Source organism: Bradyrhizobium sp. SZCCHNS1022, assembly GCF_032484835.1.
Taxonomy (GTDB): Bacteria; Pseudomonadota; Alphaproteobacteria; order Rhizobiales; family Xanthobacteraceae; genus Bradyrhizobium.
Genome location: NZ_JAUETT010000001.1, coordinates 688,423 through 711,817 on the forward strand (window position 1 = coordinate 688,423; position 23,395 = coordinate 711,817).

Genomic DNA, 23,395 nt, shown 5'->3' on the forward strand with positions numbered 1-23,395 from the left:
ATGGTGGTGTGAAAGAATACAAGGTGCCGGCGAGTTCAGCTGTTGGCACCAATGGGCCAGGAAGCCGCCAGTAAACAGGAGGGAAGCATGCGCCGCGCCGTAGCAGCGATGTCCTTGATCGCCAGCGCCTTGTGGTTCGGACAGGCGTTCGAACAGGCTTGGGCGCAGAGCGGCGAGAACGAGGTCGAGGAGGTCTATGTCGCGCGGTCTGTGCGCCGTTCGCGCGTCGTGCCCTCGGATTTTTGCGCGCCGACCAAAACCGGCTTTGCACCTGCGCTCGAGGATCAGCTGAGCATCAAATCGGTCAACACGCGGCCGTCCGACGGCCGCATGACCGGCACCGGTGACAAGGATATCGGCGACATGCGGGTCTGCGTCGGGCAGGCGATGGACCCGACCGTTCTCGGCACCTATGCCGAAGGCCACCTGAATGGCATCGCCTTCACAGGCGTCGGCGATTGCCGGCTGGTGCGGGGCAATCTGCCGGAAGACGGCCTGCTCACGCACCGCTGCTTCATGCTGCTGTCGGGGCTTCCAGAGCCCTATGTCGGCGGATTCCTGGTCTCCAGCTCGATGTATTCGCGGACGCCCTTCGGCGAGGAGAGCTCGCCGAAGGGCTATGCGCAGGCCGGCCTCATGATCATCCGCCTGTTCAAGCGCCGCCAGCCGTGAGGCGGCTTCTTTCGACTCAAGCCGCCGAGAACATCTCGACGAAAGCCCTGATGGTGCCGTTCACCTTGTCTTCCGAGACGTGCCAGGCGGCGCCGTCATCGGCCGCGAAGTAGTTGCTGGCGTTCGAGCCCGCCCACCGGAACACCTCGAACGAGGGCCAGTAGAAAATGTTCGACAGGTTCGAATTGTTCACGACCTCATGGGCGACCAGCCGCATCGTGCTTTTCGACAGGCAATCGGCCTGCACCGCGGACTCATATTCGAACGAGGCCAGCAGCGGCACCGGCGAGACGGTGACGATGATCTTGATATCCGGCACCACGCTCCGGATGAATTCGATCAGGTAGAGCACGTTGTCGACGTTCTCCTGAACGCTCGCGGTCCGGAACTGATACTTCTCCGCCAGCGCCCGCGAATTCAGCGCGGTCGGCCGCGGCAGCACGAAGGCGCCCGTGGTCCGGTCGAAGAACGCCGCGGCGACCCCGAGCGTCAGGATGAAGACGTTGCTCGACTTGATGACCTCGAGCGTCTTTTCCTTGCTCCAGCCGGGTGGCAGCAGCTCGACGATCCGCTCGCGAACGCTGTCGTCGATCGCGGCCCCGCGCAGCCAGTCGACGAAGACGCGGTTCGCGAAGGTGGTGTTGATGTATTCCGAAATCTCCATGTGATGGGCCGCATAGCCGTTCTCATGCAGGCTTTTCGCGAGATTGCGGGCGAAGCAGGAGCCCATGGTGAAGAACCGGGTCTGCTTGGTCAGGAATTTGGGTCCGGCTTTCAGATTGACCGCGATGTGATCGCCGATCAGCTTCTGGAAATCGCCGAGAAAATCCGCCGTCTCGGGGTAGCGCCCGACCTTGCTCTTATTAGTCTTGGCGCCGGGGTCGTTCTTGCGCGTCCGCGCGACCTCCAGGGTCTCGCGATTGGCGGGCGTATCATAGGCCGGGTCGAGCGCGATGGCCTTTTCGAGCGAAGCGATCGACTCTTCGAACAGGTTGCCTTGGGTCAGGATTTCGCTCAGCCGGAAGTAGTCGTCGGCCAGGTTCGAGGCGCGGGCCAGCTTGCGGTAGAGTTCGATCGCCCTTGCGAACGGCCCGACATGGCTGCAGCGCAGGGCCGCGCTCCTGATCAGGTGCAGGTTGCCTTCCGTGGGCGTGTTGAAGATCTCGGGGTGCTCGTCGAGGATCGCGAGCATCATGTCGCGCGCTTCGGCGTGGGTCTTGTGCGTGCCGTCCTCGATCAGCTGCGCATAGATGAAGCGGGCGCTGAGATCCTTGCCGTCCAGCTCGAGCAGCTTCTGGAACGCCAGCCGCGCGCTGACGAAGTCCTTGTCCTCAAGGTATTTGTAGCCGAGCGCCTTGATCTGGGCGATCAGCGACTGGAACTCTGCGTGATTATCGAGTGCGGAGGTGGTCATATCGAGATTGCGCCCTTGAATTCGCCTGAACATGCGTTGGCTGCCCGCACGCCTGATTGGCGTTGCGGGTTGGGGCTGCATTCTGCAGTTACTGGATACCGATCTCCGGCTGCCGTGTACGGCCACGGAGTACGCAAGCGAACGGGCTTCGGCCCGCGCTGATTCGATGCTGTGAGGAGGTTAGCCGGGATTTCCGGAGCTTGCTAGCCGGGGAACACCACGGAGTGGTGCCGCAAGAGGGATTCGAACCCCCGACCCCGTCATTACGAATGACGTGCTCTACCAGCTGAGCTATTGCGGCGACCTTGTCATTCCGCGGCTTGCGACGGCGCAGCCGGCCGCGGACGCGCCTCTGATATCGGGCGGGCGGCCGATTGGCAAGGACAAGCCGGCCGCAAGCCGCCGGCGCGGTAATTTTTGTGACGGACCGCGCGTGAGCGGGCGAAACGCCCGCTTCAGCCCCCGAACCGGGACAGGAAGCCGCGCCAGCCACCGGCCTGCTGCTTCGGCGCGATCTGCTCGGCGAATTCGTCCCGCGCCGCTTCGTCCTCCTCGATCCCGGGATCGTCTGGCGGCCGGATGATCGGGACGATCGCCGGGATCGGCGCTTCCGCCGGCTTACCGAGATCGCTGCGCGTACGGTACAGGGGCGTCGGCCCGAGCGGTGCGGAACTAGCGGGCGCCGATGCTGCCGGAGCGGCGCGCCCGGCCGGGGCAGAATTGCGCGTCGCCGCGGACGGCGATGGGCCTCCGGACGCATCCTCCGGTGCCGCCGCCTGCAGGGGCGGCGCCGGTTCTGGCGCCTCGGCCGGCGCTGCGGCTGGAACGGCGGGACCGGGTGCGGCCGCGGACTTATCCTCAACGCGTTCCACAGGCTTATCCGCAGGCTTGTCCACAGCTTCATCCACCGGCGTCGACGCCGGGAGATTGTCCTGCGGTGTCGGCTCGATCACGGCCGGCTCGGATGCGACCTCGCGCGGCGGCTCGGCAAGGCCCTGGGCAATCGTCGGCCGTTCCGGAACGGGCAGCATCGCTTCGTCGAAGGGCTGCGGTTCGATGGCGGCGCCGCGCTCCGACGGCAGGCTGGCCACCGGCGTCTGCCACTGGAAGGCGTCGAGCCGGCCAGTGACCGGCGACACCGGGTGCCAGCGGTGGCTGACATAGCCGTCGGCGGTCCAGGCCGGATCGTGGCGGGCCCGCACCGCGCGCAGCGTCCATTCGCGCGCCTTGCCGGCATCGCCGTGCTCGGTGCGCTCCAGCTCCGCCATCAGCATTGCCACCCGCTGCGTGGGATCGGCGATGAACGGCGCCAGCGCGTCCCGCGCCCGCTTGAACTCGGCGGCATCGATCGCGGCGCGCGCGATCGCCAGCGCCCCTTCGATCTGGCCCGGCGTCCGGCCTGCGAGGTTCTCGACCCGCGACAGCCGCTGCCGGGCGGAATCGCCGAGCCGCACATGGGCATAGGCCTCGGCAAGCTCGGGATGCGGCTGCGCGATCCAGGCCGCCTCGATGATCTTCATGGCACGGCGCACCTGGTGCGCCTCGCTCTCGAATTTCGCCGCCAGCACCGCGGCCGGCACCAGGGTCGGCGCCAGCTTCACCGCCTCCATGACGCTCGTGCGCGACAGATCGCGGTTCTTGCTTTCCAGCTCGATGGCGCGGGCCGTGAGCAGCACGCCGCGCTGGCGGCGGTAGGTCGGCTTGTCGACCAGCCCGGCGGTGTAGTTGCTGTCGAGAATCGCGAGCGCGCCGTTCCAGTCGCCTTGCGCGCAGCGGAAGCCGAGCACCGCCTGCGAGGCCCAGGTCGCCTGCGGCGCGACCTTCAAGGCTTCGTCCGCGATCATGACCGCGGCGATCGCATCGTCGGAGCGCTGCGCCTCGATGAACAGGCCGCGCAGACCGAGCAGCCGCGTGTCCTGGCGCTCGGCCATGACGCGGAAGGCGCGCCGCGCCGCCTCGGGGTCGCCTTCGAGCTGCGCGGCTTGCGCATGCAGCAGCAGGGTCAAGGGATCGTCGCCGGCGAGCCGGCGCGCGACATCGGCGTGCCGCCGGGCCGCGGTCGGGTCGCCATGGCCGATCGCGAGCAGGCCGTGGGTGATGGCATGGCGGCCGCGGGCATGGCGCCGCGCATGATGGTGGCGGCGGATGCGGCCGGGCGCACGCAACAGCGCACTCACGATGCTCCACAGCAGCATGACCGCGACGATGGCGATGCCGAGCAGCAGCACGAACACCGGAAGGCCCATCTCGGCCTTCCACGGGCCCCAGGTCAGCACGACGTTGCCGGTTTGCTCGGCGACCCAGGCAGCGCCTGCCGCAGCGAGTCCAACCAGGACGAGGAAGAAGACGATCCGGATCATGGCCTTCACTGCCCGGCTTTGGCTGGAGGGGTGGCAAGCGCGGTCATGGCATCGTCGGCGAAATGACGGGACGCCGCCAGCGCGGCGTCGCGGGCATTGACCTTGTCGAGCCAGGCTTGCGCCGGCGTGCGGTCGGCCTCCGGCAACAGCTCGAGCTCGCGCCGCGCGTCGGCGACATCGTTGCGCACGGCGGCCGCGGTGATCCGCGCCACCACCGCGCCGCGGTCATTACCGGTCGCATCGCTGCGTTCGATCCGCACCAGCTTGGCCGCGCCGGCCTGCAGGCGATCGACGATCGAGGTTCCGGTGGGCGCGGTCTCCGGCTGCTGCGGCGCCAGCGTCGGCACGATGGTCAGGAGATCGCGCGCCAGCGCCGGCGGACTCGGCACGCCGGTCTTGGCGAACGGCTCCAGCGGCTTCAGCGCATCAGCATTGGGCGCGAACGATTTTGCCGTCGCCAGCGCGGCGGCATAGGGATCGCCGTGACGCACGGCAACATCGAGCAGAGCGGCCGCGACGACACGCCGCAGCGGCATGTCATCGGTCGGCTTGGCCTCCGCGATCTTCCCGCTCGCCTGCGCCAGCGCCGCGCTCTGGCTGCGGCTGGCGCGTTCGAGCTGGTCGATCCGCGCGGTCAGGCCGGAGAGATCGACCGCGGCCGCGCCGGAGAGATCGACCGCGGCCGCGCCGTCGCGCGGCGCCGCCTTGAGGTCGCCAATCGCGGCCGCCGTCTTGTCCGACTGCGCGCGCAGCGCTGCGACGTCGTTGCGCACCGAGGCGACAGCCTTGTCCAGCGCATCGATGCGCCCGGCGAGCGCACTGTCCGGCTTGCCGATCCGCCCCTCGAGGCTTTTGACGCGGCCGCTGAGATCGTCGACCACGGATGACAGCTGCGGCGCGGCGGTGGGCGCCGTGACCTCCGGCCAGCCCAACATCCAGCCGACGCCGATGACCAGCGCCGCCGCCACGGCACCGGAAAACGGCGCGACGATCCAAGGCGAAATCGGCCGCGCCGGGCGCGGCGGCGGCTCGCTTGCGGCGATCGCCTCGTCGGCAGGCGTCTCCGCGGCGGCCGGTTCGGCCGCCTCCAATTCGGGCTCAGGCGCGCCATGCGGATGCGCTTCGCTCGCCGCGTCGGACGAGCCCTCCGCGACCGCCTCGGCCGGGGCCGGGTGGGTCTCGCTCGAAGTCGGTTCGAGATCGATGGTCGGCGGCGAACGCTTCGGCCGTCCGGTCTCGGCAGCCGGACCAGCGGTATCGGACGGATCATCGACCATGGCGGCAGTTCCCTTGACTAGAGATTGGGCAGGCCCTCTTACGCCATTCACGGCCGCAACGCACGGGTCAGGCCCTCCAACAAATTTTGTTCATCGGGATGCGCCGCGAACGTCACGCGGGCGGCGCCGGCCTCGCGCAACACCCCCGCCACCGAATCGGAGATGCAGTATTGCGGCACCGAGAGCGCCGAGATTTCGACGCCTTCGGCGCGCGCCGCCGCCACAAAGGCCTCGGCGCTCCGGCGCGAGTAATGCACCACGGCCTCGACGCGGTCGGCGGCAAAGGCATCGCAGACCTCCCGCGGCAGCGCGCTGACCTGCGCCATCCGATAGACCGTCGCCGTCACCACATCGAAGCCGCGCTCGATCAGCTCGGAGGCGAGATCGCGCGAGATGTCGCTGCCGGCGAGATAAAGCAGGGTCCTGCTCGCCTCGAACACGCGCGCGGCGGCGCTGTCGACGACCAGCTCCCGCAGGCGCGCCGCATCGCCATCGGCCGAGATGACCTCCGTAAATCCAGCCTCGCGCGCCGCCGACGCAGTCTGCGCACCGACGGTGAACAGCGGCAACGCGATGAGCGGCGAGCCGGACAATTGCGGCGCGGCGGCGCGCAGCGCATTGGCCGAGGTGGCGATGACGGCGCCGACATCGCCGCCCAGATCGGCCGGAAGCGGCAACGGCTCGAAGCGCAGCATCGGCGCCAACAGCACGTCGAAGCCGCGCGCGCGCAAGGCGTCCGCAGTGCGGAGATTATCGGGGGATGGGCGGGTCACCAGCACAGCCATGTGCTATGCTCTCGCTGGGCAGCGCGCCGCCGGGTCGCAATTGACAAAGTCGCAATTGACAGACGATTGCACCTTGCGACCTCGTGGTGTTAGGCGGTCCCATGGCGGGAGATCGCGCCACATAATAACCGAAGGGTTGAGATTGGGTAACGATTCACAAGCGCTGGTGCTGGGCATCGAGACCACCTGCGACGAGACCGCCGCGGCGGTGGTCGCGCGTGCTTCGGACGGCAAGGGGCGGATCCTTTCCAATGTGGTGCGCTCTCAGACCGAAGAACACGCGCGCTATGGCGGGGTGGTTCCTGAGATTGCCGCTCGTGCCCATGTCGATCTGCTGGACGGCATTATCAAGGCGGCGATGCGTGAAGCCGACGTCGCGTTCGCGGAGCTCAACGCCGTCGCGGCCGCTGCCGGCCCCGGCCTGATCGGCGGCGTCATTGTCGGCCTCACCACGGCAAAAGCGATCGCGCTGGTGCATGGCACGCCGCTCGTCGCGGTGAACCATCTCGAAGCGCATGCGCTGACGCCGCGCCTCACCGACAACATCGACTTCCCTTATTGCCTGTTCCTGGCCTCCGGCGGCCACACCCAGATCGTCGCGGTCGCGGGTGTCGGCGACTATGTCCGGCTCGGCACCACGGTCGATGACGCCATGGGCGAGGCCTTCGACAAGGTCGCGAAAATGCTGGGCCTGCCCTATCCCGGCGGGCCGCAGGTCGAAGAAGCGGCGCGCAGCGGCGACGCCGCGCGGTTCGCCTTGCCACGGCCGATGCTGGGACGCAGCGATGCCAATTTCTCACTGTCGGGATTGAAGACGGCGGTGCGCAACGAGATCGGCCGGATCGGAGAGGTGACGCCGCAGGACGTCAGCGACCTCTGCGCCAGCTTCCAGGCGGCGGTGCTGGACTCGACCGCCGACCGGCTGCGTGTCGGCCTGAAGCTGTTCAGGCAGCGCTTCGGCGCGCCGACCGCGCTGGTCGCCGCCGGCGGCGTCGCGGCGAACCAGGCGATCCGCGCCGCGCTCGACTCCGTGGCGCAGGAGGCCGGGACCACGCTGATCGTGCCGCCGCCCGCGCTGTGCACCGACAATGGCGCCATGATCGCCTGGGCCGGCGCCGAGCGGCTTGCGCTCGGCCTGACCGACGGCATGGACAGCGCGCCCCGCGCCCGCTGGCTGCTCGATGCCAATGTCAGCGTGCCCGAGAAATTCTCCAACACCCGCGCGGGGTTTTGAGGAGGGTGCGTTGGTCCTCTATGTCCACAGAGCCGGTGCGCTGCCCTCCCCCTTGCGGCAGGGCGATCGCATATGGAGAAAAACTCGGCCGACGAGCTCTCCCGCGGCCGTCCTTCGAGACGCTCGCCTCCGGCGAGCTCCTCAGGACGAGGGCTCGTTTGCGGCAAAATGGCAGACCTTCATGGTGAGGAGCGCCGCATGCGGCGCTCCTCCGGACGATGCTACGCATCGCCGGGAGAACCATGAGGCCCGATCCAGTTTGCGCCATATGCGATCGCCCTGCCCCTGGCGGGGAGCGCATAGGCCGCATTTGGCGGCCGCCTTAAGGGAACGCCGAAGCCAAGCTTCGGGTGGGGGCGGCCCCATAAAGACTCTCGCACGTGGCACCCCCCTCCCCGACCCTCCACCGCAAGGGGGGAGGGAGCACTGAGACCGCCCGTGATGTCGCGCTTCCGATCCATCAGCATCATCGGCGCCGGGGCCTGGGGCACGGCACTGGCAGCCGTCGCCGCGCGCGCCGGGCGAGATGTCACGCTCTACGCCCGCGATGCCGCGCACGCCGCGGAGATCGCCGCGCGGCGCGAGAACCCGCGTCTCGCCGGCATTCCGCTCGCACCTGAGATTTCGATCACCAGCGAGCTCGCGCAGGCGGCGGACGCCGAGATCGCGCTCGTCGCCGTGCCCGCGCAGCATCTGCGCGGCGCCATCCTGCATCTTGCGCCGTACTTGAAACCCGCCACGCCACTCATCGCCTGCGCCAAGGGCATCGAGCACGGCACCCACAAATTCATGACCGAAGTGATCGCGGCAGCCGCGCCGCACGCACACCCGGCCATCCTCTCCGGCCCGAGCTTTGCCGACGATGTCGCACGCGGCCTGCCCACCGCGGTCACGCTGGCCGCGCATGACGAGGCGCTCGCGGCCGATCTCGTCCACGCGCTGGGCTCCGCCACGTTCCGCCCTTATCACAGCACGGACGTCCGCGGCGTCGAGATCGGCGGCGCCGCCAAGAATGTGCTCGCGATCGCCGCCGGCATCGTAGCCGGGCGCAGGCTGGGCGCATCGGCGCTCGCAGCACTGACCACGCGCGGCTTTGCCGAGCTCGCCCGCTTCGGCCGCGCCTGCGGCGCGCGCAGCGAGACGCTGACGGGCCTGTCCGGCCTCGGCGATCTCATTCTCACCTGCGCCGGTCCCCAATCGCGCAATTTCGCCGCGGGCCTGGCGCTCGGGCGCGGCGAGCCGCTGCCCGCCGGCAAGCTGGCGGAAGGGCAATACACGGCGCCGGTGCTGGTCGAGCTGGCGGCGTCGCTCGGCATCGAGATGCCGGTGTCGAACGCTGTGGTAGGCATCCTGAACGGGGACTTGACGATCGAGGCGGCGATCGAGGCGCTGCTGACGCGCCCGTTCAAGGCGGAGGAATGAGAATGGCGTACTGGCTGGTGAAATCCGAGCCTTCGGTGTGGTCGTGGGAACAGCAGGTGGCCAAAGGCGCCAAAGGCGAGGCCTGGACCGGCGTGCGCAACTTCACGGCGCGGCAGAACCTCGTGGCCATGAAGAAGGGCGACCTCGCCTTCTTCTATCATTCCAACGAGGGCAAGGAGATCGTCGGCATCGCCGAGGTGATCAAGGAGGCCTATCCCGACCCGACCGACAAGACCGGCAAATTCGTCTGCGTCGACATCAAGGCCGACAAGCCGTTGAAGACACCGGTGACGTTGGTCGCGATCAAGGCGGAGAAGAAGCTGTCGGAGATGGCGCTGGTGAAACAGTCGCGGCTCTCGGTGCAGCCGGTGACGCCGGAGGAATGGAAGCTCGTCTGCAAGATGGGCGGGATGTAGCTGCGCAAGGTCTGGTAAGCCACGCGGTGCGCAAGCGCCATTCATGGTAGCACCAGGGCCTGTGGCTGGCCGATCCAGGCAGCGTTCTTTCGGGCACGGCATCGTGGTGCTACGTTCGCCTGTGGCAGGAAGCACCTGCTTCCTGCTCATACCGAACAGGAGAACGACATGCCTGACAGTGTCTACAAAGTCATCGAGCTGATCGGTACCAGCAGGGAATCCTGGGAAAAGGCGGCCGCGAACGCAGTCGAACAGGCCGCGAAAACCCTCCGAGACCTGCGCGTCGCAGAAGTCGTCCAACTCGACATGCAGCTCGACGCCAAGGGGAAAGTCGAGTCCTATCGGGCCAAGCTCAACGTGTCGTTCAAGTTCGAAGGCTCATGAGCTGAGCATATCCCGGTTGCGGATCGCTGAACCGGCCTATCGATTTGGGACCGAACCGATTGCGCCTGTCGGTCCAGCTGGTGATAGCCGAGGATGAAAGCTCGTCTGCGAGATTGAACCGGATATCGCGAAGGTCTTCGACCGGGACGCATCGCCAGAGCCAGGGCACGGCCGGTGCCGTGCCCTGGCTCAAAGATCCACGCCGCTCTTGCGCAAGTCCTCGATCATTCGCTTCTTCATTTCCTCGCCGACTGCCTGGCCGAATTGCTTTCCGACGGCCATCGATTCCTGTGCGAGCAGCGGCATCTTCTGCAGGAACCGCTGGCCGGCAGGGGTCTTGTAGAAGGCGGTCAGGACCTTGAGATCCTCCGCCGAGAAGTTCCTGGCGTAGATCATCGCGGTCGCATCCGAGAACTCAGAAGCCTTACTCTGAAATGCCTCGAGCAGCTTGGGGGTCATCGCATCATATTGGCGATCCACCTCGGGGCGTCCCTGGACGATTGCCGATTTCATACCCTTCACGATGATCGGCATCACGGCCGCGAACTGATCCTTCAGATGCATCACTGCGATCAGCTCCTTCGCCGCCGCCAGCGATTCGGGCGTCGGGTCCTGTGCTCTTGCGGCAGGAGACGTTGATGCAGCGAGCAGTATGGACAACCCGACGACCAAATACCGGCACCAGCGCATTTATTCCCCCTTGGACCACAGTCGCGATCCCGCCGAAGATCCACTTGCATTCTACCAGAAAGTTTGTGGCGCGCATCACTCGGCGATAGGCGTCGGCAACTTGCTTAGTTAGCGGTCACCGACGGAGCTCGCGATTGAGGATTTTTCGCTACGGCTCGTAAACCGCGTGTTTGCCCGTCGTGCCAATCTGCCGCAATGCCGCGCGCTTGCCATGTCGGGCAAATCACCACCATCATTCCGCACGTCCCGCCGCCGCATGAGGGGCGTTTCGCGACCGTCACGAACCGTTGGCTGTGGGATGCGATGGGCGTGTGTTGCTGCAGCGCGAGTCTCTCGCGCGGACGAACAGCGATGCGCGCACGGTCAAGTCGCGCGGTCCTGGCATCCCGACGCTGATGCCAAGTTCGCGACGAGGCTTCGCCTCGCGCGGACGACGGTGGCCAGAAAGCCCGGCGCACCGGGGAGAACGCGAAGCAGCCGTTAAAACCATTCGCGCAGGGAAGGCCGGTCGTTCCGGCTCGTACCTGTGGTGACTGCCGCCTGCATTTCTTTCTGCAGGCGGGCCATGGGTGCGGCCAGCGCCCGGCCTTCCCCATAGGCGTTAAGGTAGCGCGAGCATCGATTGATACTTGCGTTTTCGAGGAGGCTCGCGAAGGTGGCGCCCCAACGCGCGTTTTCTGCGGCGCAAGCAACGGATGGTTGGTTGTGGAATGATTGCTTGCAGCAAGGATGCAACGAGCTGCTGCAGGACCCGCCAAGCGCCAGGCGTCGTTAAGCGGCCTGCGTCCAGTGGGGAGAGTCCTCGAAGTCGCTGGCAAGCGGCTCGAGCAACAGGATGATCAGGAGGTGGGCCAGCAGGTAGGGCTTGGCAGAGCGCGGATCGGTTCCTGGCGGCGTCTTGAGGCCAATCAGACTCTTCAGTCGCTTGAACCCAAGCTCGATCCGCCATCGCAATCGATAGAGCGCAAGCACATCTTTGGTGGAGAACTCGTCCCGCGCGAGCGACGTGATCAGAATGACCCAATCCGCAGCCTCCAAAGTTTCTTTGGAGATGATGCGGTTTTCATCTTTTGCGTCTTGCCGGGCTTTACGCCGAGAAGCAGCAGCCGCACCGGTGGGCTTCTTGATTGCGACCAGACGCATAGCCAGAGGCGCGCCGCCCTTGCGCTTGATCCAAATCTCCCGATCGACCAGTCCGCGCGCCTTCGCGGCACGCAATTGGGCCATCAGATCGAACGGAAGGCCTTTGGCGTCAAGCCAACGTGCGTTCTTCCAGCCCGCTCGGATCAAAACGTCGGCCCCGGCTTCGCGGACGGCCGCAATGCGGTCAGGTTGCAGATAAGCGCGGTCAGCAATGCGGATCTCGTTCTTGACCACTGGTATCCGGTCAAACGTTTCGCCCTCTTGCTGATCTGTCAGCTCGAAGTGACCAAAGCGCTCATAGGGCAGATCAAATGCGCTATGAACGCGCCAAAGCTCACTGTTCTTGCGCGCAGCCGGTCCCGCCTGAGGCACTGTCGTCGCATCGATGATGCGGATCAGGCGGCCTTGGCTCGCCTTCGGAGCTGCCGCAGCGAGCAAGCCCTCCACCAGCACCGCAAACCAATCACCACATTGACGCAGCCGATAGAACAACGCCACGCTGGTGAGGTCGGCAAGGCCAACAGAAGCCGCCCATGCGGCTGTCGATCTCAGCCCTCTTTCACCCAAACAATAGGCCAGCATCAGCCGAAGTAACGTCACCGCATCTGGAATCTGCCGCCGACGCGCGAAGGCCTTCGTCTGGCGCGCAGTTTTCTCGAGCTGCGCAGCCCCGCCCAGCTGCGCAACCACTCTCGTCCAGTCCTCGTTCAGGAGCGATTCGTCTGCCATCCCCTGTTCGAATCACGGCGGATTCCAACACTCAAGCATAAACTTAACGCCTATGCGGCCTTCCCTGCGCCCTCATGATTGGAGGGTGACGAATTCAGCACAGCTCGGACGCATCGTGTCGCGAGGACGTTTCCGCATATCCAGCTGTCATGCCCCGCGAAGGCGGGGCATCCAGTACGCCGCGGCTTCTCGGTCGATCGCGACCGACAGTGAGTACTGGATCGCCCGGTCAAGCCGGGCGATGACAGCGGGGGAGACAGGAGATCCGTCGCCATCACATCAGCCCTTCGACTCAAAAAAGAAAGGGGCCCCAGCTTGCGCTGGAGCCCCTCAACGGTCAGGGCATTGCCGGGTATCTGCCCGAACCGAAGTTTTGGCCCGGTCCCTCGGGAGGTGTCTTGGGACCGAGCCCCGGGAGAACTCAGTAGTTGTAGGCCCGCTCGCCGTGATCGGTGATGTCGAGACCCTCGCGCTCCTGCTCCACGGTGGGACGCAGGCCGATGATCACGTCGACGACCTTGTAGAGGATCGCCGAACCGACGCCCGACCACACCAGCGTCGCCAGCACCGCCTTGCCCTGCGCCAGCATCTGCGTGGCGAAGTCGTAGGTGCCGGCGTTGTTGCCGGTGATGTTGGTGTAGTCGGTGATGCCGACGCCACCCAGCGCGGGGTTGACCAGGATGCCGGTGCCGAGCGCGCCGATGATGCCGCCGACGCAGTGCACGCCGAACACGTCGAGTGCGTCGTCATAGCCGAGCGCGTTCTTCACGGTGGAGACGAAGAACAGGCAGACCGGCGAGACGATGAGGCCGAGCACCAGCGCACCGACCGGGCCGGCATAGCCGGACGCCGGGGTGACGGCGACGAGGCCGGCGACCGCACCCGAGCAGATGCCGAGCAGCGAGGGCTTGCCCTTCACGGCCCATTCGCACAGCAGCCAGGACAGCGCCGCACCGGCGGTCGCGACCATGGTGTTGACGAAGGCGAGCGCGGTGGTGCCGTTGGCTTCGAGGTTGGAGCCGGCGTTGAAGCCGAACCAGCCGACCCACAGCAGCGAGGCGCCGATCATGGTCATGGTCAGCGAGTGCGGAGCCATCAGGTCCTTGCCGTAGCCGGTGCGCTTGCCGATCACGAGCGCGCCGACGAGGCCCGCAATGCCGGCATTGATGTGCACCACGGTGCCGCCCGCGAAGTCGAGGGCGCCAGCCTGGAAGAGCCAACCGGCGTTGGCGTTGACTTCATCGAGCTTGGCCTGAGCGGCAGTCTTGGCGGCCGCGTCAGTCGCCGCAGCGAGCGCCTTGGCCGCAGCGGCGATGTCATCCGGCGCCGGGACGTACCAGACCCAGTGCGCGATCGGGAAGTAGATGAAAGTCACCCAGAGCAGGATGAACAGCATCACCGACGAGAACTTGATGCGCTCGGCGAAGGCGCCGACGATCAGGGCCGGGGTGATCATGGCGAAGGTCATCTGGAACACGAAATAAGCGAGTTCGGGGATCACCACGCCGTTCGAGAAGGTCGCCGCCGTCGAGTTGGCGTCGATGCCGTGCATGAAGGCCTTGGAGAAACCGCCGACCCACGAGGTCATGCTGCCGCCGTCGCTGAAGGCCATCGAGTAGCCGTACAGTGTCCAGATCACGCCGACCATGGCGACGATCGCGAACACCTGGGTCAGGACCGAGGCCATGTTCTTGGTGCGGACCAGGCCGCCGTAGAACAGGGCCAGACCGGGCACCGACATCATGAGGACGAGCGCGCTGGACACGAGCATCCAGGCGACGTCGCCCTTGTTGGGAACGGGGGCGGCTGCAGCGGCTGCGGCAGGTGCGTCTTCGGCGAACGCCAGATCCGCAAATCCTGCAACGCAGAGCCCTGCGATGGCGAGCGTTATCCATCCCGCGCTGGTTGGACGCTTAAACGTCATTTTCTTCTACTCCGTAAGTGTTTCAATTTGAGCGGGAAATCAAAGGGCCGCGGCATCAGCCTCGCCGGTGCGGATGCGCACGGCGTGGTCGAGATTGATGACGAAGATCTTGCCGTCGCCGATCTGTCCGGTTTTCGCCGCCGAGCTGATGGCGTCGATGGTCTTGTCGACCTGGTCGGCCGGGATCGCGACTTCGATTTTGATCTTTGGCAGGAAGCTCACCGCATACTCAGCGCCGCGGTAGATTTCCGTATGGCCCTTCTGCCGGCCATAACCTTTGACTTCCGTCACAGTGAGACCATGAACGCCAATGGCGGTCAGGGCATCACGGACTTCTTCCAGCTTGAATGGCTTAATGATCGCCATAACAATTTTCATGAGTCCTATCCCCGCTTGGGCCCGGCACGGACGTTACCGAGCACTTCTTTGCGACTGAGGTCCCCAGCGCGGAGAAATCTTCACAACGCGGGCACAGCCGGGAGGCCTAGAATCAAATGCCGTGCCAGACGGGCAACGACGCCTAACGAACTATGAATGCGGACCTTTTCCGCCTTTGGCCGGATAGCCCTGACCTGCGCTATTCGGTCGCGCCCAAACAATGGGCAATTATGCGCGATTTTTGCGCAGACAGGCAACCTCCGGACGAACTGCCCACGCAAAGGGCAACATTCGCCGGCTGCTATGAGATCAAATGGCGCCGATTACTGCAGCGCTTCGCCGTGCTGCGAAATATCGAGGCCTTCGAGTTCCTGGGAACGGGACACCCGCAGCGGCACGATGGCGCTGACGAGCTTCAGCAGGCCGTAGCTGACGCCGGCCGACCAGACCAGGGTGACGGCGACGCCATAGAGCTGGACCAGGAGCTGCCGGGGATGGCCCTCGAGCAGCCCCGCCGTGCCGCCGATCGAGGCTGTCGCAAACACGCCAGCCAGCAGGGTTCCCGTCAGCCCCCCGATGCCGTGGACCCCGAACACGTCGAGCGAATCGTCGTATTTGAACCGGTGCTTCAGCGAGGTGCAGGCCCAGTAACACACCGCGCCGGCGATCACGCCGATGACGATGCCGTGCCAGGGCGCGACGAAGCCCGAGGCCGGCGTGATGGTGCCGAGGCCCGCGACCGCGCCCGAGATCATGCCGAGCACGGACGGCTTGCGCCGGGCCGACCATTCGATCGCGCCCCAGGTGATCGCGCCCGCGCAGGCCGCGAGATGCGTCGCCAGGATCGCCATCACGGCATGCGAGTTGGCGGCGAGCGCCGAGCCGCCGTTGAAGCCGAACCAGCCGACCCACAGCAGGCCGGTGCCGATCACCGCAAGCGACAGGTCGAACGGCGCCAGATTCTCGGCACCATAGCCCTGTCGCTGGCCCATCACCAAAGCTGCGACCAGCCCGCCGGTGCCGGCCGAGAGGTGGACGACGAGCCCGCCGGCGAAATCGATCACGCCCATGCTGGCGAGAAAACCGCCGCCCCAGATCCAATGCGCGAGCGGCACATAGACCAGGATGAACCAGCCGATGGAGAACACCAGATAGGCCGAGAAGCGCATGCGGTCCGCCACCGAGCCCGCCACCAGCGCGACCGTGATGATCGCAAAGGTCATCTGGTAAAGCATGAACAGCGATTCCGGGATGGTCTTGGCCGCGGGATGCACGCTGTCGAGGGTCAGCCCCGCCAGGAAGGCGCGGTTGAGCGAGCCGAGCCAGGGACCGTCGCCGACGAAGGCCAGCGAGTAGCCGAACGCGACCCAGAGGATCGAGATGACCATCACCGCCGCGAGGCTCTGCGCCATGGTCGCGAGCACGTTCTTCTTCCGGACCATGCCGGAATAGAACAAGGCGAGGCCCGGCGTCGTCATCATCAGCACCAGCGCGGTCGCAACGATCATCCAGGCGGTGTCGGCCGCGTCGATCCCGGGCGCCGCGGCCAAGGCGGGCGATGCGCTTACGATGGCAGCGAGCGCGGTCGCCGCAAGCACGCGGATAGCGCGAGACGAAAATGCCCCCATGACAGTCCTCAGCATATCGAGATGAACGCAAAGGCGCGGCTGCGCCGCCGCGCGCGAGCAAGTGGTGGCGGCCTACAGCGCGTCGGCGTCGGTCTCGCCGGTCCGGATGCGGCGGGCATGATCGATCGGCGTCACGAAGATCTTGCCGTCACCGATCTGCCCCGTGCGCGCGCTCGTCGTGATGACCTCGACCGCCTTGTCCGCGACGTCGGAGGCGACCGCGATCTCGATCCGCAGCTTGGGCAGGAAGTTCACGACATATTCGGCGCCGCGGTAGATTTCGGTGTGGCCCTTCTGCCGGCCGTAGCCCTTCACCTCGGTGACGGTCATGCCGTGGACCCCGATGGCGGTGAGGCCCTGCCGCACCTCGTCAAGCTTGAAAGGTTTGATGATCGCGACAACGAGCTTCATGGCGGTGCCTTGGGTCCCTCAAGATCAGGCAGCCTGGTTCTGAGGCAGAGCATGGTCCCCTCGGCTGGCTGGTTGATAGGCACATGGCACAAAAATTCCGCAGGGTTAAGCAAAAAACGTCCGGCATCGCTGCTGTTCACTGAACGGAAAGCCCCGACGGCCGACAGATGGGGAGGACGCGCCGCCGCGCCGGCTCCCCCCTCCTTGAGGATGCAAGATGTCGAATCGTCCCTGGTATTATGCGTTACAAGGCCAGCAGCAGGGTCCGGTGTCCGAAAGCGCACTCCGCGACCTCGTCGCCAAGGGCGTCGTCACGGCCGACACGCTGGTCTGGACCGAGGGCATGGCAGGCTGGGAGAGGGCCGATCATATCCCAGGATTGGTCTCCGACATCGCCGACCATCCCGCAGGATCGGTCCCGAGCTCCGGCGCGGCCGGGATTGCCGAGGGACCGCTATCGGCCGAGCTCGAACTCTGGCCGTTTCTCGGCCGCGCGCTGCTGTTCGTGATCGGCACGGCTTTCGTCATTCCGGCGCCGTGGACCGCAACCTACTTCTATCGTTACGTGATCGAACGGATCCGAGCGCCGAGCCGCTCCGCGCTGGGCTTCACAGGCCAGCCGCTCGACATCTGGTATGTCTTCATCGGCATGGGCGTGCTGATCTATGTCGGCCCGAGCAACAGGCCCGTCGTGGAATTGCTCGTCATGGTCGCCCAGGTTTTGCTGTCCTGGCTGGTGGTCCGTTGGATGGTCAGCAATATCATCGTCGATGGCCAACCTATCGGACGCTTCGAAGGCAGCGTGCTCACCTATGTCGGCTGGCATGTGCTGATGATCATCTCCGCAATCACGATCATCGGCTGGGCCTGGGTCATCACGGCCTGGATGCGCTGGATCTGTCGCAACATCCAGGGCACCCGGCGCGAGATCATCTTCACCGCGAGCGGGCTCGAGATGCTGTGGCGGACGGTGTTGTTCGCCATCGGCTGCGTGCTGATCATCCCGATCCCATGGGTGCTGCGCTGGTACACCCAATGGTATGTGTCACAGTTCGCCCTGGTGTCGCGCGCTTCGATACCCGCCTCAGGGCACTAAGTGGGCGACCTGCGCTCGCGCACCGAGCCTTCCTGCGCCACAGAGGCGACGAGCGTGCCGTCGGGCTTGAAGATCAGGCCGCGCGTCAGGCCGCGGCCGGCTTGCGCGCTCGGCGAATCCTGCGAATAGAGCAGCCATTCGTCGGCGCGGAACGGCCGGTGAAACCACATCGCGTGATCGAGGCTCGCCGGCATCATCCGCTTGTCGAACAGCGTGCGGCCGTAGCGCGCCATGACCGCGTCGAGCAGCGAGAAGTCCGAGGCATAGGCGAGCGCGCACATATGCAGCGCCGGGTCGTCCGGCAGCTTGGCCGCAGTCCTGATCCAGACATGGATGCGGCCGTCATCGATCTTCTGGCCGAAATAACGGCCGAGCTCGACCGGACGCAGTTCGATCGGACGATCGGATTCGTAGTAGCGGCGGATGAAGTCCGGCATCTCCCGGAACATCGGCTGCTTGGAGACTTCTTCGGCAGTCAGTTTTTCCGGCGGCGGCACATCCGGCATCTTGTCCTGATGGTCGAACGCGCTCTCCTCGTCGGTGTGGAACGACACCATGACCGAGAAGATCGCGTTGCCGTGCTGGATCGCGGTGACGCGCCGGGTCGCATAGCTCTTGCCGTCGCGCAGCCGCTCGACCTGGTAGATGATCGGCACCTGCGGATCGCCCGGCAGGATGAAATAGCAATGCAGCGAATGCGGCAGCCGTCCTTCGACCGTGCGGCAGGCAGCCATCATCGCCTGGCCGATGACCTGGCCGCCGAACACGCGCTGCCAGCTCGTCTTCGGGCTGTTGCCGCGAAACAGGTTCACCTCAATCGGCTCGAGGTCGAGGATCGAGATCAGGTCGATCAGGCCCTTGGACATGGGTTAAGCCTTCGCTTGGTCAGACCAATCGGTCGCGACAATTGGCGACGGCATGGTTCACCGCCCTGTTTCGCCCAGCTATACTCCCGCCGCAAGAGCATAAGGGTAAGCGGGTTGGCATGACACAGCGGAGCATCGTGATCGGCGGCGGCGCCTTTGCCGGTTTGGCGCTGGCCTTGGCGCTGCGGCAGGGCCTCGGGCCGGACGTCCCGGTGATCGTGGCCGACCCGGCACTGGGGGCGCGGCCGAGCCGCGATCCCCGCGCCAGCGCCATCGTGGCGGCCTGTCGGAAGCTGTTCGACGCGATCGGGGTCTGGGCCGATGTGGCCGAGCAGGCACAGCCGATCCTGGACATGGTGATTACCGATTCCAGGCTCGAGGACGCCACCCGGCCCGCCTTCCTGACCTTTGCCGGCCAGGTCGAACCCGGCGAACCCTTCGCCCATATGGTCGAGAACCGGCATCTGATCGACGCCCTGGTGGCCCATGCGGAAGCTGCGGGCATCGTGCTGAAGCCGACCGCGGTGACGAATTTTGCGACCCAGGCCGACGGCATCGAGGTGACGCTCGCCGATGGCAGCCGTATCGCGGCCGGCCTCCTGGTCGCCGCCGACGGCGCCCGCTCAAAGCTGCGCGAGCGCGCCGGCATCGTCACCCATGGCCGGGACTACAACCAATCCGGCATCGTCGTCACCGTCGGCCATGAACGCGATCACGAGGGGCGCGCCGAAGAGCATTTCCTGCCCCCCGGGCCGTTTGCGATTCTGCCGCTTACCGGCAAGCGCTCCTCGCTGGTGTGGACCGAGACCCGCGCGGAGGCGCAACGCCTTGTCGCCCTGAGCGCGGATGAATTCCATGCCGAGCTGGAAAAGCGCGCCGGCCTGCATCTCGGCGAACTCAAGGTGCTGGATCAGCCGCGGGCCTTTCCGCTGTCCTATTTCGTGGCGCGCTCCTTCATCGCCCCGCGGCTCGCCCTGGTCGGCGACGCCGCCCATGTGATCCACCCGATCGCGGGCCAGGGTCTCAATATGGGGCTGAAGGATGTCGCAGCGCTCGCCGAAGTCGTGGTCGATGCCGCCAGGCTCGGGGCCGATCCGGGCCAGATCGACGTGCTCGAGCGCTACCAGCGCTGGCGGCGCTTCGACACGATGGCGATGGGGCTTGCCACCAACTCGCTCAACTTCCTGTTCTCCAACAAATCGACACTGCTGCGTACCGTGCGCGACATCGGGCTTGGCCTGGTCGACCGCACGCCGCCGTTGAAGGAGCTGTTCATCCGTCAGGCCGCGGGGCTGACCGGCGAGATTCCGCGGCTTCTGAAGGGCGAGGCGCTGTGAGGTTCAGCGTGCCTCGGCACCGCTGATGAAGGCGGCAACGGCGTCCAACATGTCTGGGTCGAGCGGAAGATCGGGATCGCCATAGGATTTCAGATTGGCATCGTCGTCCGTGACGTCGACCAGCACATGGTTCATATCGGGCAGCCACAGCGTCTTGGCGGCCGGCGCGGCGGCCGAGAGCGCCAGCAGGTCGACCCGCGCGAGTTGCAGATCGCGGCCACCGCCGACAATCAGCGTGGGCATGATGATCTGCTTCAACGGATCGATCGGATCCTCGGTGAACGCGGATGCGATGCTGGGCTGCATGGCGGGGGGAATCGGCAGCGCCGCGGGCGGCGGATCGACGACCTGCCCGGCCATGATGCTGTCGATCGCTTTCGCGGCCTCGGCGAACTTGTCGGGCGGCAGCTTCCTCTCCAGCTGCGCCTTGAGGAGGTCGCCCTGCCGCCGCGCCGTCGTCGCCAGCAGCACCAGCCGGTCGACCGGCGCGCGGCGTGTGGTCAGGATCGCGACCAGGCCGCCCTCGCTGTGGCCGACCAGCACGACGCGGGCAAACCTGCCGCGCAGGAACGCCACCAGCGACGCCGCGTCGTCGACATAATCCTTGAAGCGGAAATCCTCCGGCCTGCCGAACTCCCGCTTCCAGCCCCGCGCCCCGCGCTTGTCGTAGCGCAGGCTGGCGATGCCGCGCGCAGCCAGTTGCTCGGCGAGCTTCTTCAGCGTCGCGGGCTTGAGCTGCGGACCGTTGCCGTCGCGATCGGTCGAACCGGAGCCTGCGATCAAAAGCGCGACCGGGGGCCGCTCGACGCCGGCCGGCGTCGTCAGCACCGCGTCCAGCGCGCCGACCCGGACATTGCTCTCCTCGGCGCGGGCGATGGACGTCAGCGTCGCGGCCAGGAGCAGCGCGAACACCGGGAGGCAGGCCCGAAGCCGCATGGTCAGTCGATCTTCCGCGCTTCTTCGGGCAGCATGATCGGAATGCCGTCCCGGATCGGATAAGCGAGCTTGGCGGATCGCGAAATCAGCTCCTGCTTGGCCGCATCGTATTCCAGCGGCCCCTTGGTCATCGGGCACACCAGGATCTCCAGAAGCTTGGGATCGACCGTGGTCTCGGGGCGCTCTGACGGTGTCATGCGGAGAATCTCTTCAGGCTGGTTTGCCCCGTATCTATCACAGCCGCGAGGCTGCTGTCGTCAGCCGACGCTTGCCATGGACAGGCCGGGCGATCTCCAGGGCAGAGCTACCGCCGCCTAAATGGAATCGCTCCAGTTTAGAATGGCTCTCTTTGCGGCCCAGAGTGTCCCGCGTTTAGCTGGCTGCGCCGCTACGTCCCGGTGCCGGGCGTTTTTGTTGAAAAAGGGCCAGCAATGTTCACTGTGAGCTTACCGAAACTGGTCTTTGCGACCGTAGCCGCCGGCACCGTCCTGGCACTTGCGCCGGTCAAGGCGCAAGACGTGCAGATTCAGCTCACCTATAGCAATGGGCAGTTCGAGCCGAAGGAGGCTGCCGCGCCGGCCGACAAACCGTTCGTCATCCGGGTGAAGAACATGGAAGCCAAGGCGATGGAGTTCGAGAGCAAGACGCTGAAGGTCGAGAAGGTGATCGCGGCCAAGAGCGAGGCCATCCTCAAGGTGCGCGCCATGAAGCCCGGCCGCTACGAGTTCTTCGACGAGTTCAACGAGAAGGCCCGCGGCACGGTCAACGTCCAATAGGAAACGAAGATGCTCGCCGCGCTGATCATCGTCTTCCGCGAAGTGTTCGAGGCCGGATTGATCGTCGGCATCGTGCTGGCAGTAACGAGCGCCGTACCGCACCGGCTGCGCTGGATCGGCGGCGGCCTCCTTGCCGGCCTCGCGGGCGCCTGCACCGTGGCCGCTTTTGCAGGTGCCCTGTCGCAGCTGTTCGAGGGCATGGGGCAGGAATTGTTCAACGCAGCCATCCTGTCGACCGCAGTCGTCATGCTGATCTGGCACAATGTCTGGATGGCGCGCCACGGCCGCGAGATGGCCAACGACCTGCGTGCGGTCGGACAGGCGGTTGCAGAGGGATCCAAGTCGCTGCTCGCGCTCGCGGTGGTGGTCGCGGTGGCCGTGCTGCGCGAAGGCAGCGAGGTCGTTCTGTTCCTCTATGGTGTCGCGGCGTCCGGAGACAATTCCGGGTTGGCGCTACTCGGCGGTGGCGTGCTCGGCTTGGGACTGGGCGTTGCCGTGTGTCTTGCGACCTATCTCGGCTTGATGCGGATTCCGCCGCGCGCGCTGTTCGCCACCACGACGGTGCTGATCACTCTGCTTGCCGCCGGCATGGCCGCGCAGGCGGTCGCCTTCCTGGCACGGGCCAGCTGGCTGACGAGCCTCGACCAGGTCGTGTGGGATTCGAGTTCGGTTCTGTCCGAGGACAGCCCGCTTGGCCGGACCTTGCACACCTTGATCGGCTACACCGATCAGCCGACCGCGATGCAGCTCGCGGTCTATCTCGGCGTGATCGTCCTGACGTTCATACTGATGCGGCTGACGGCTCCGCTTCCGTCTGCGCCTGTCGTAGCGGCGGAATGATCACTGCAGCGGAGGATCGCCTGAGGTTCGCTTCTTGGCGAGGTCCATCTCGGTGACGGCGATCAGGATCTCGGCGCGCGTCTTAAGGTCGGGCGCTTCCAGCATCGCCTGCTTCTCCGCCGGTCCGTAGGGCGACATCATCGCCAACGCATTCACCAGCGCCTCGTTCGGCGCCGCTTCGATTCCTTCCCAATCAGCCTTGAGATTGTTCGCCTTCAGGAAGTCGGTCAGTACCGAAAGCAGCGCCTCGCGGCCGACCTCGTCCTCGCCCTTGCGCGCAGTGAAATCATCGATGAATGGGAAGTAGTCCACCTTGCATTGGCGGTATGGCGTCAGCACGGTCATTTCCTCGACCACCTTGAAGCGCGAGACGCCGGTGAGCTCGAGGATATAGCGGCCATCTCCGGTTTCCGCCATTTGCGTGATGCGACCGACGCAGCCGACCTGGAACAGCACCGGCACCGCTTCGTTCGACGAATGGGTCACGTCCGGCTGGATCATGCCGATCAAGCGATGGCCGTCGCGGAACGCATCGTCGACCATGGCGAGATACCGTCGCTCGAAAATGTTGAGCGGCATCTGGCCGCGCGGCAACAGCAGCGCGCCGGCGAGCGGGAATACGGGAATGACTTCCGGCAGCTCGGCGGGACCGCGATATTCCGCATTGATCGGCATGG

Annotated in this window: 23 protein-coding genes and 1 tRNA gene; 9 read left to right on the plus strand and 15 right to left on the minus strand. The window is 65.9% G+C overall.

Features of this window, described 5'->3' with window-relative positions; all coding sequences use genetic code 11:
• Positions 1-87: 87 nt before the first annotated feature.
• Complete coding sequence (locus QX071_RS03060) at positions 88-672, plus strand: hypothetical protein (RefSeq protein ID WP_315702333.1); 585 nt, start codon at positions 88-90, stop codon at positions 670-672.
• 16 nt (positions 673-688) lie between these two features.
• Here QX071_RS03060 and QX071_RS03065 read toward each other — a convergent pair whose 3' ends face one another.
• From QX071_RS03065 to QX071_RS03085, 5 genes are all read right to left on the minus strand, one after another.
• Positions 689-2,086: a GSCFA domain-containing protein gene (locus tag QX071_RS03065; RefSeq protein WP_315702332.1), complete on the minus strand. Its 1,398-nt coding sequence runs from the start codon at positions 2,084-2,086 to the stop codon at positions 689-691.
• A 225-nt stretch (positions 2,087-2,311) separates the two neighbouring features.
• Positions 2,312-2,387: transfer RNA gene (locus QX071_RS03070), tRNA-Thr, on the minus strand.
• Between the two features lie 154 nt (positions 2,388-2,541).
• On the minus strand, positions 2,542-4,446 hold the full coding sequence (locus tag QX071_RS03075; RefSeq protein ID WP_315702331.1) for a heme biosynthesis protein HemY: 1,905 nt from the start codon (positions 4,444-4,446) through the stop codon (positions 2,542-2,544).
• Between the two features lie 5 nt (positions 4,447-4,451).
• Positions 4,452-5,723: a hypothetical protein gene (locus tag QX071_RS03080; RefSeq protein WP_315702330.1), complete on the minus strand. Its 1,272-nt coding sequence runs from the start codon at positions 5,721-5,723 to the stop codon at positions 4,452-4,454.
• A 47-nt stretch (positions 5,724-5,770) separates the two neighbouring features.
• Complete coding sequence (locus tag QX071_RS03085; protein WP_315702329.1) at positions 5,771-6,508, minus strand: uroporphyrinogen-III synthase; 738 nt, start codon at positions 6,506-6,508, stop codon at positions 5,771-5,773.
• A gap of 166 nt (positions 6,509-6,674) precedes the next feature.
• Between QX071_RS03085 and tsaD the strand changes: the two genes are divergently transcribed.
• The 4 genes from tsaD to QX071_RS03105 all read left to right on the plus strand — a co-directional run bounded on the left by tsaD (position 6,675) and on the right by QX071_RS03105 (position 9,964).
• Complete coding sequence (tsaD, locus tag QX071_RS03090; protein WP_315703146.1) at positions 6,675-7,742, plus strand: tRNA (adenosine(37)-N6)-threonylcarbamoyltransferase complex transferase subunit TsaD; 1,068 nt, start codon at positions 6,675-6,677, stop codon at positions 7,740-7,742.
• Positions 7,743-8,183: 441 nt separating this feature from the next.
• Entirely contained in the window at positions 8,184-9,164 is a 981-nt protein-coding gene (locus QX071_RS03095; protein ID WP_315702328.1) for an NAD(P)H-dependent glycerol-3-phosphate dehydrogenase, read from the plus strand.
• 2 nt (positions 9,165-9,166) lie between these two features.
• A complete protein-coding gene (locus tag QX071_RS03100) occupies positions 9,167-9,580 on the plus strand; it encodes an EVE domain-containing protein (protein WP_315702327.1) in 414 nt (137 codons plus the stop codon).
• Positions 9,581-9,748: 168 nt separating this feature from the next.
• A complete protein-coding gene (locus tag QX071_RS03105) occupies positions 9,749-9,964 on the plus strand; it encodes a dodecin family protein (protein ID WP_315702326.1) in 216 nt (71 codons plus the stop codon).
• A 189-nt stretch (positions 9,965-10,153) separates the two neighbouring features.
• Here the strand turns inward: QX071_RS03105 and QX071_RS03110 are convergent, their stop codons facing one another.
• The 6 genes from QX071_RS03110 to QX071_RS03135 form a co-directional block, all read right to left on the minus strand.
• The gene (locus tag QX071_RS03110) at positions 10,154-10,528 is read right to left on the minus strand and encodes a DUF2059 domain-containing protein (RefSeq protein ID WP_315703145.1); all 375 of its coding nucleotides are present in this window, start codon (positions 10,526-10,528) and stop codon (positions 10,154-10,156) included.
• Positions 10,529-11,425: 897 nt separating this feature from the next.
• Positions 11,426-12,526, minus strand: a complete 1,101-nt coding sequence (locus tag QX071_RS03115) for an IS4 family transposase (protein ID WP_315701243.1) — start codon at positions 12,524-12,526, stop codon at positions 11,426-11,428.
• A 421-nt stretch (positions 12,527-12,947) separates the two neighbouring features.
• Complete coding sequence (locus QX071_RS03120; RefSeq protein ID WP_315702325.1) at positions 12,948-14,450, minus strand: ammonium transporter; 1,503 nt, start codon at positions 14,448-14,450, stop codon at positions 12,948-12,950.
• A gap of 39 nt (positions 14,451-14,489) precedes the next feature.
• Positions 14,490-14,828, minus strand: coding sequence for a P-II family nitrogen regulator (locus QX071_RS03125; protein WP_315702324.1), 339 nt, complete (start codon positions 14,826-14,828; stop codon positions 14,490-14,492).
• Between the two features lie 323 nt (positions 14,829-15,151).
• Positions 15,152-16,456, minus strand: coding sequence for an ammonium transporter (locus QX071_RS03130; protein ID WP_315702323.1), 1,305 nt, complete (start codon positions 16,454-16,456; stop codon positions 15,152-15,154).
• Positions 16,457-16,528: 72 nt separating this feature from the next.
• Positions 16,529-16,867 (minus strand): P-II family nitrogen regulator, encoded by a 339-nt coding sequence (locus tag QX071_RS03135; protein WP_315702322.1) that lies wholly within the window; start codon positions 16,865-16,867, stop codon positions 16,529-16,531.
• 217 nt (positions 16,868-17,084) lie between these two features.
• Between QX071_RS03135 and QX071_RS03140 the strand changes: the two genes are divergently transcribed.
• A complete protein-coding gene (locus QX071_RS03140) occupies positions 17,085-17,963 on the plus strand; it encodes a DUF4339 domain-containing protein (protein WP_315702321.1) in 879 nt (292 codons plus the stop codon).
• Here the strand turns inward: QX071_RS03140 and tesB are convergent.
• Positions 17,960-18,829 carry an acyl-CoA thioesterase II gene (tesB, locus tag QX071_RS03145; protein WP_315702320.1) on the minus strand — a complete coding sequence of 290 codons (870 nt, stop codon included), beginning with the start codon at positions 18,827-18,829 and terminating at the stop codon, positions 17,960-17,962. The genes QX071_RS03140 and tesB overlap by 4 nt on opposite strands.
• 119 nt (positions 18,830-18,948) lie before the next feature.
• Between tesB and QX071_RS03150 the strand changes: the two genes are divergently transcribed.
• Positions 18,949-20,166, plus strand: a complete 1,218-nt coding sequence (locus QX071_RS03150) for a ubiquinone biosynthesis hydroxylase (protein WP_315702319.1) — start codon at positions 18,949-18,951, stop codon at positions 20,164-20,166.
• 3 nt (positions 20,167-20,169) lie between these two features.
• Here QX071_RS03150 and QX071_RS03155 read toward each other — a convergent pair whose 3' ends face one another.
• Together QX071_RS03155 and QX071_RS03160 are read right to left on the minus strand one after the other, a co-directional pair.
• Positions 20,170-21,102, minus strand: a complete 933-nt coding sequence (locus QX071_RS03155) for an alpha/beta hydrolase (RefSeq protein WP_315702318.1) — start codon at positions 21,100-21,102, stop codon at positions 20,170-20,172.
• 2 nt (positions 21,103-21,104) lie between these two features.
• A complete protein-coding gene (locus tag QX071_RS03160) occupies positions 21,105-21,299 on the minus strand; it encodes a Trm112 family protein (protein WP_315702317.1) in 195 nt (64 codons plus the stop codon).
• A 234-nt stretch (positions 21,300-21,533) separates the two neighbouring features.
• Here QX071_RS03160 and QX071_RS03165 point away from each other — a divergent pair, with 234 nt between their 5' ends.
• Complete coding sequence (locus QX071_RS03165; protein WP_315702316.1) at positions 21,534-21,878, plus strand: cupredoxin domain-containing protein; 345 nt, start codon at positions 21,534-21,536, stop codon at positions 21,876-21,878.
• A 9-nt stretch (positions 21,879-21,887) separates the two neighbouring features.
• Positions 21,888-22,718 (plus strand): FTR1 family protein, encoded by an 831-nt coding sequence (locus tag QX071_RS03170; protein ID WP_315702315.1) that lies wholly within the window; start codon positions 21,888-21,890, stop codon positions 22,716-22,718.
• Here QX071_RS03170 and QX071_RS03175 read toward each other — a convergent pair whose 3' ends face one another.
• Entirely contained in the window at positions 22,719-23,393 is a 675-nt protein-coding gene (locus QX071_RS03175; protein WP_315702314.1) for an LON peptidase substrate-binding domain-containing protein, read from the minus strand. It abuts the gene before it with no gap.
• Positions 23,394-23,395: the final 2 nt, after the last annotated feature.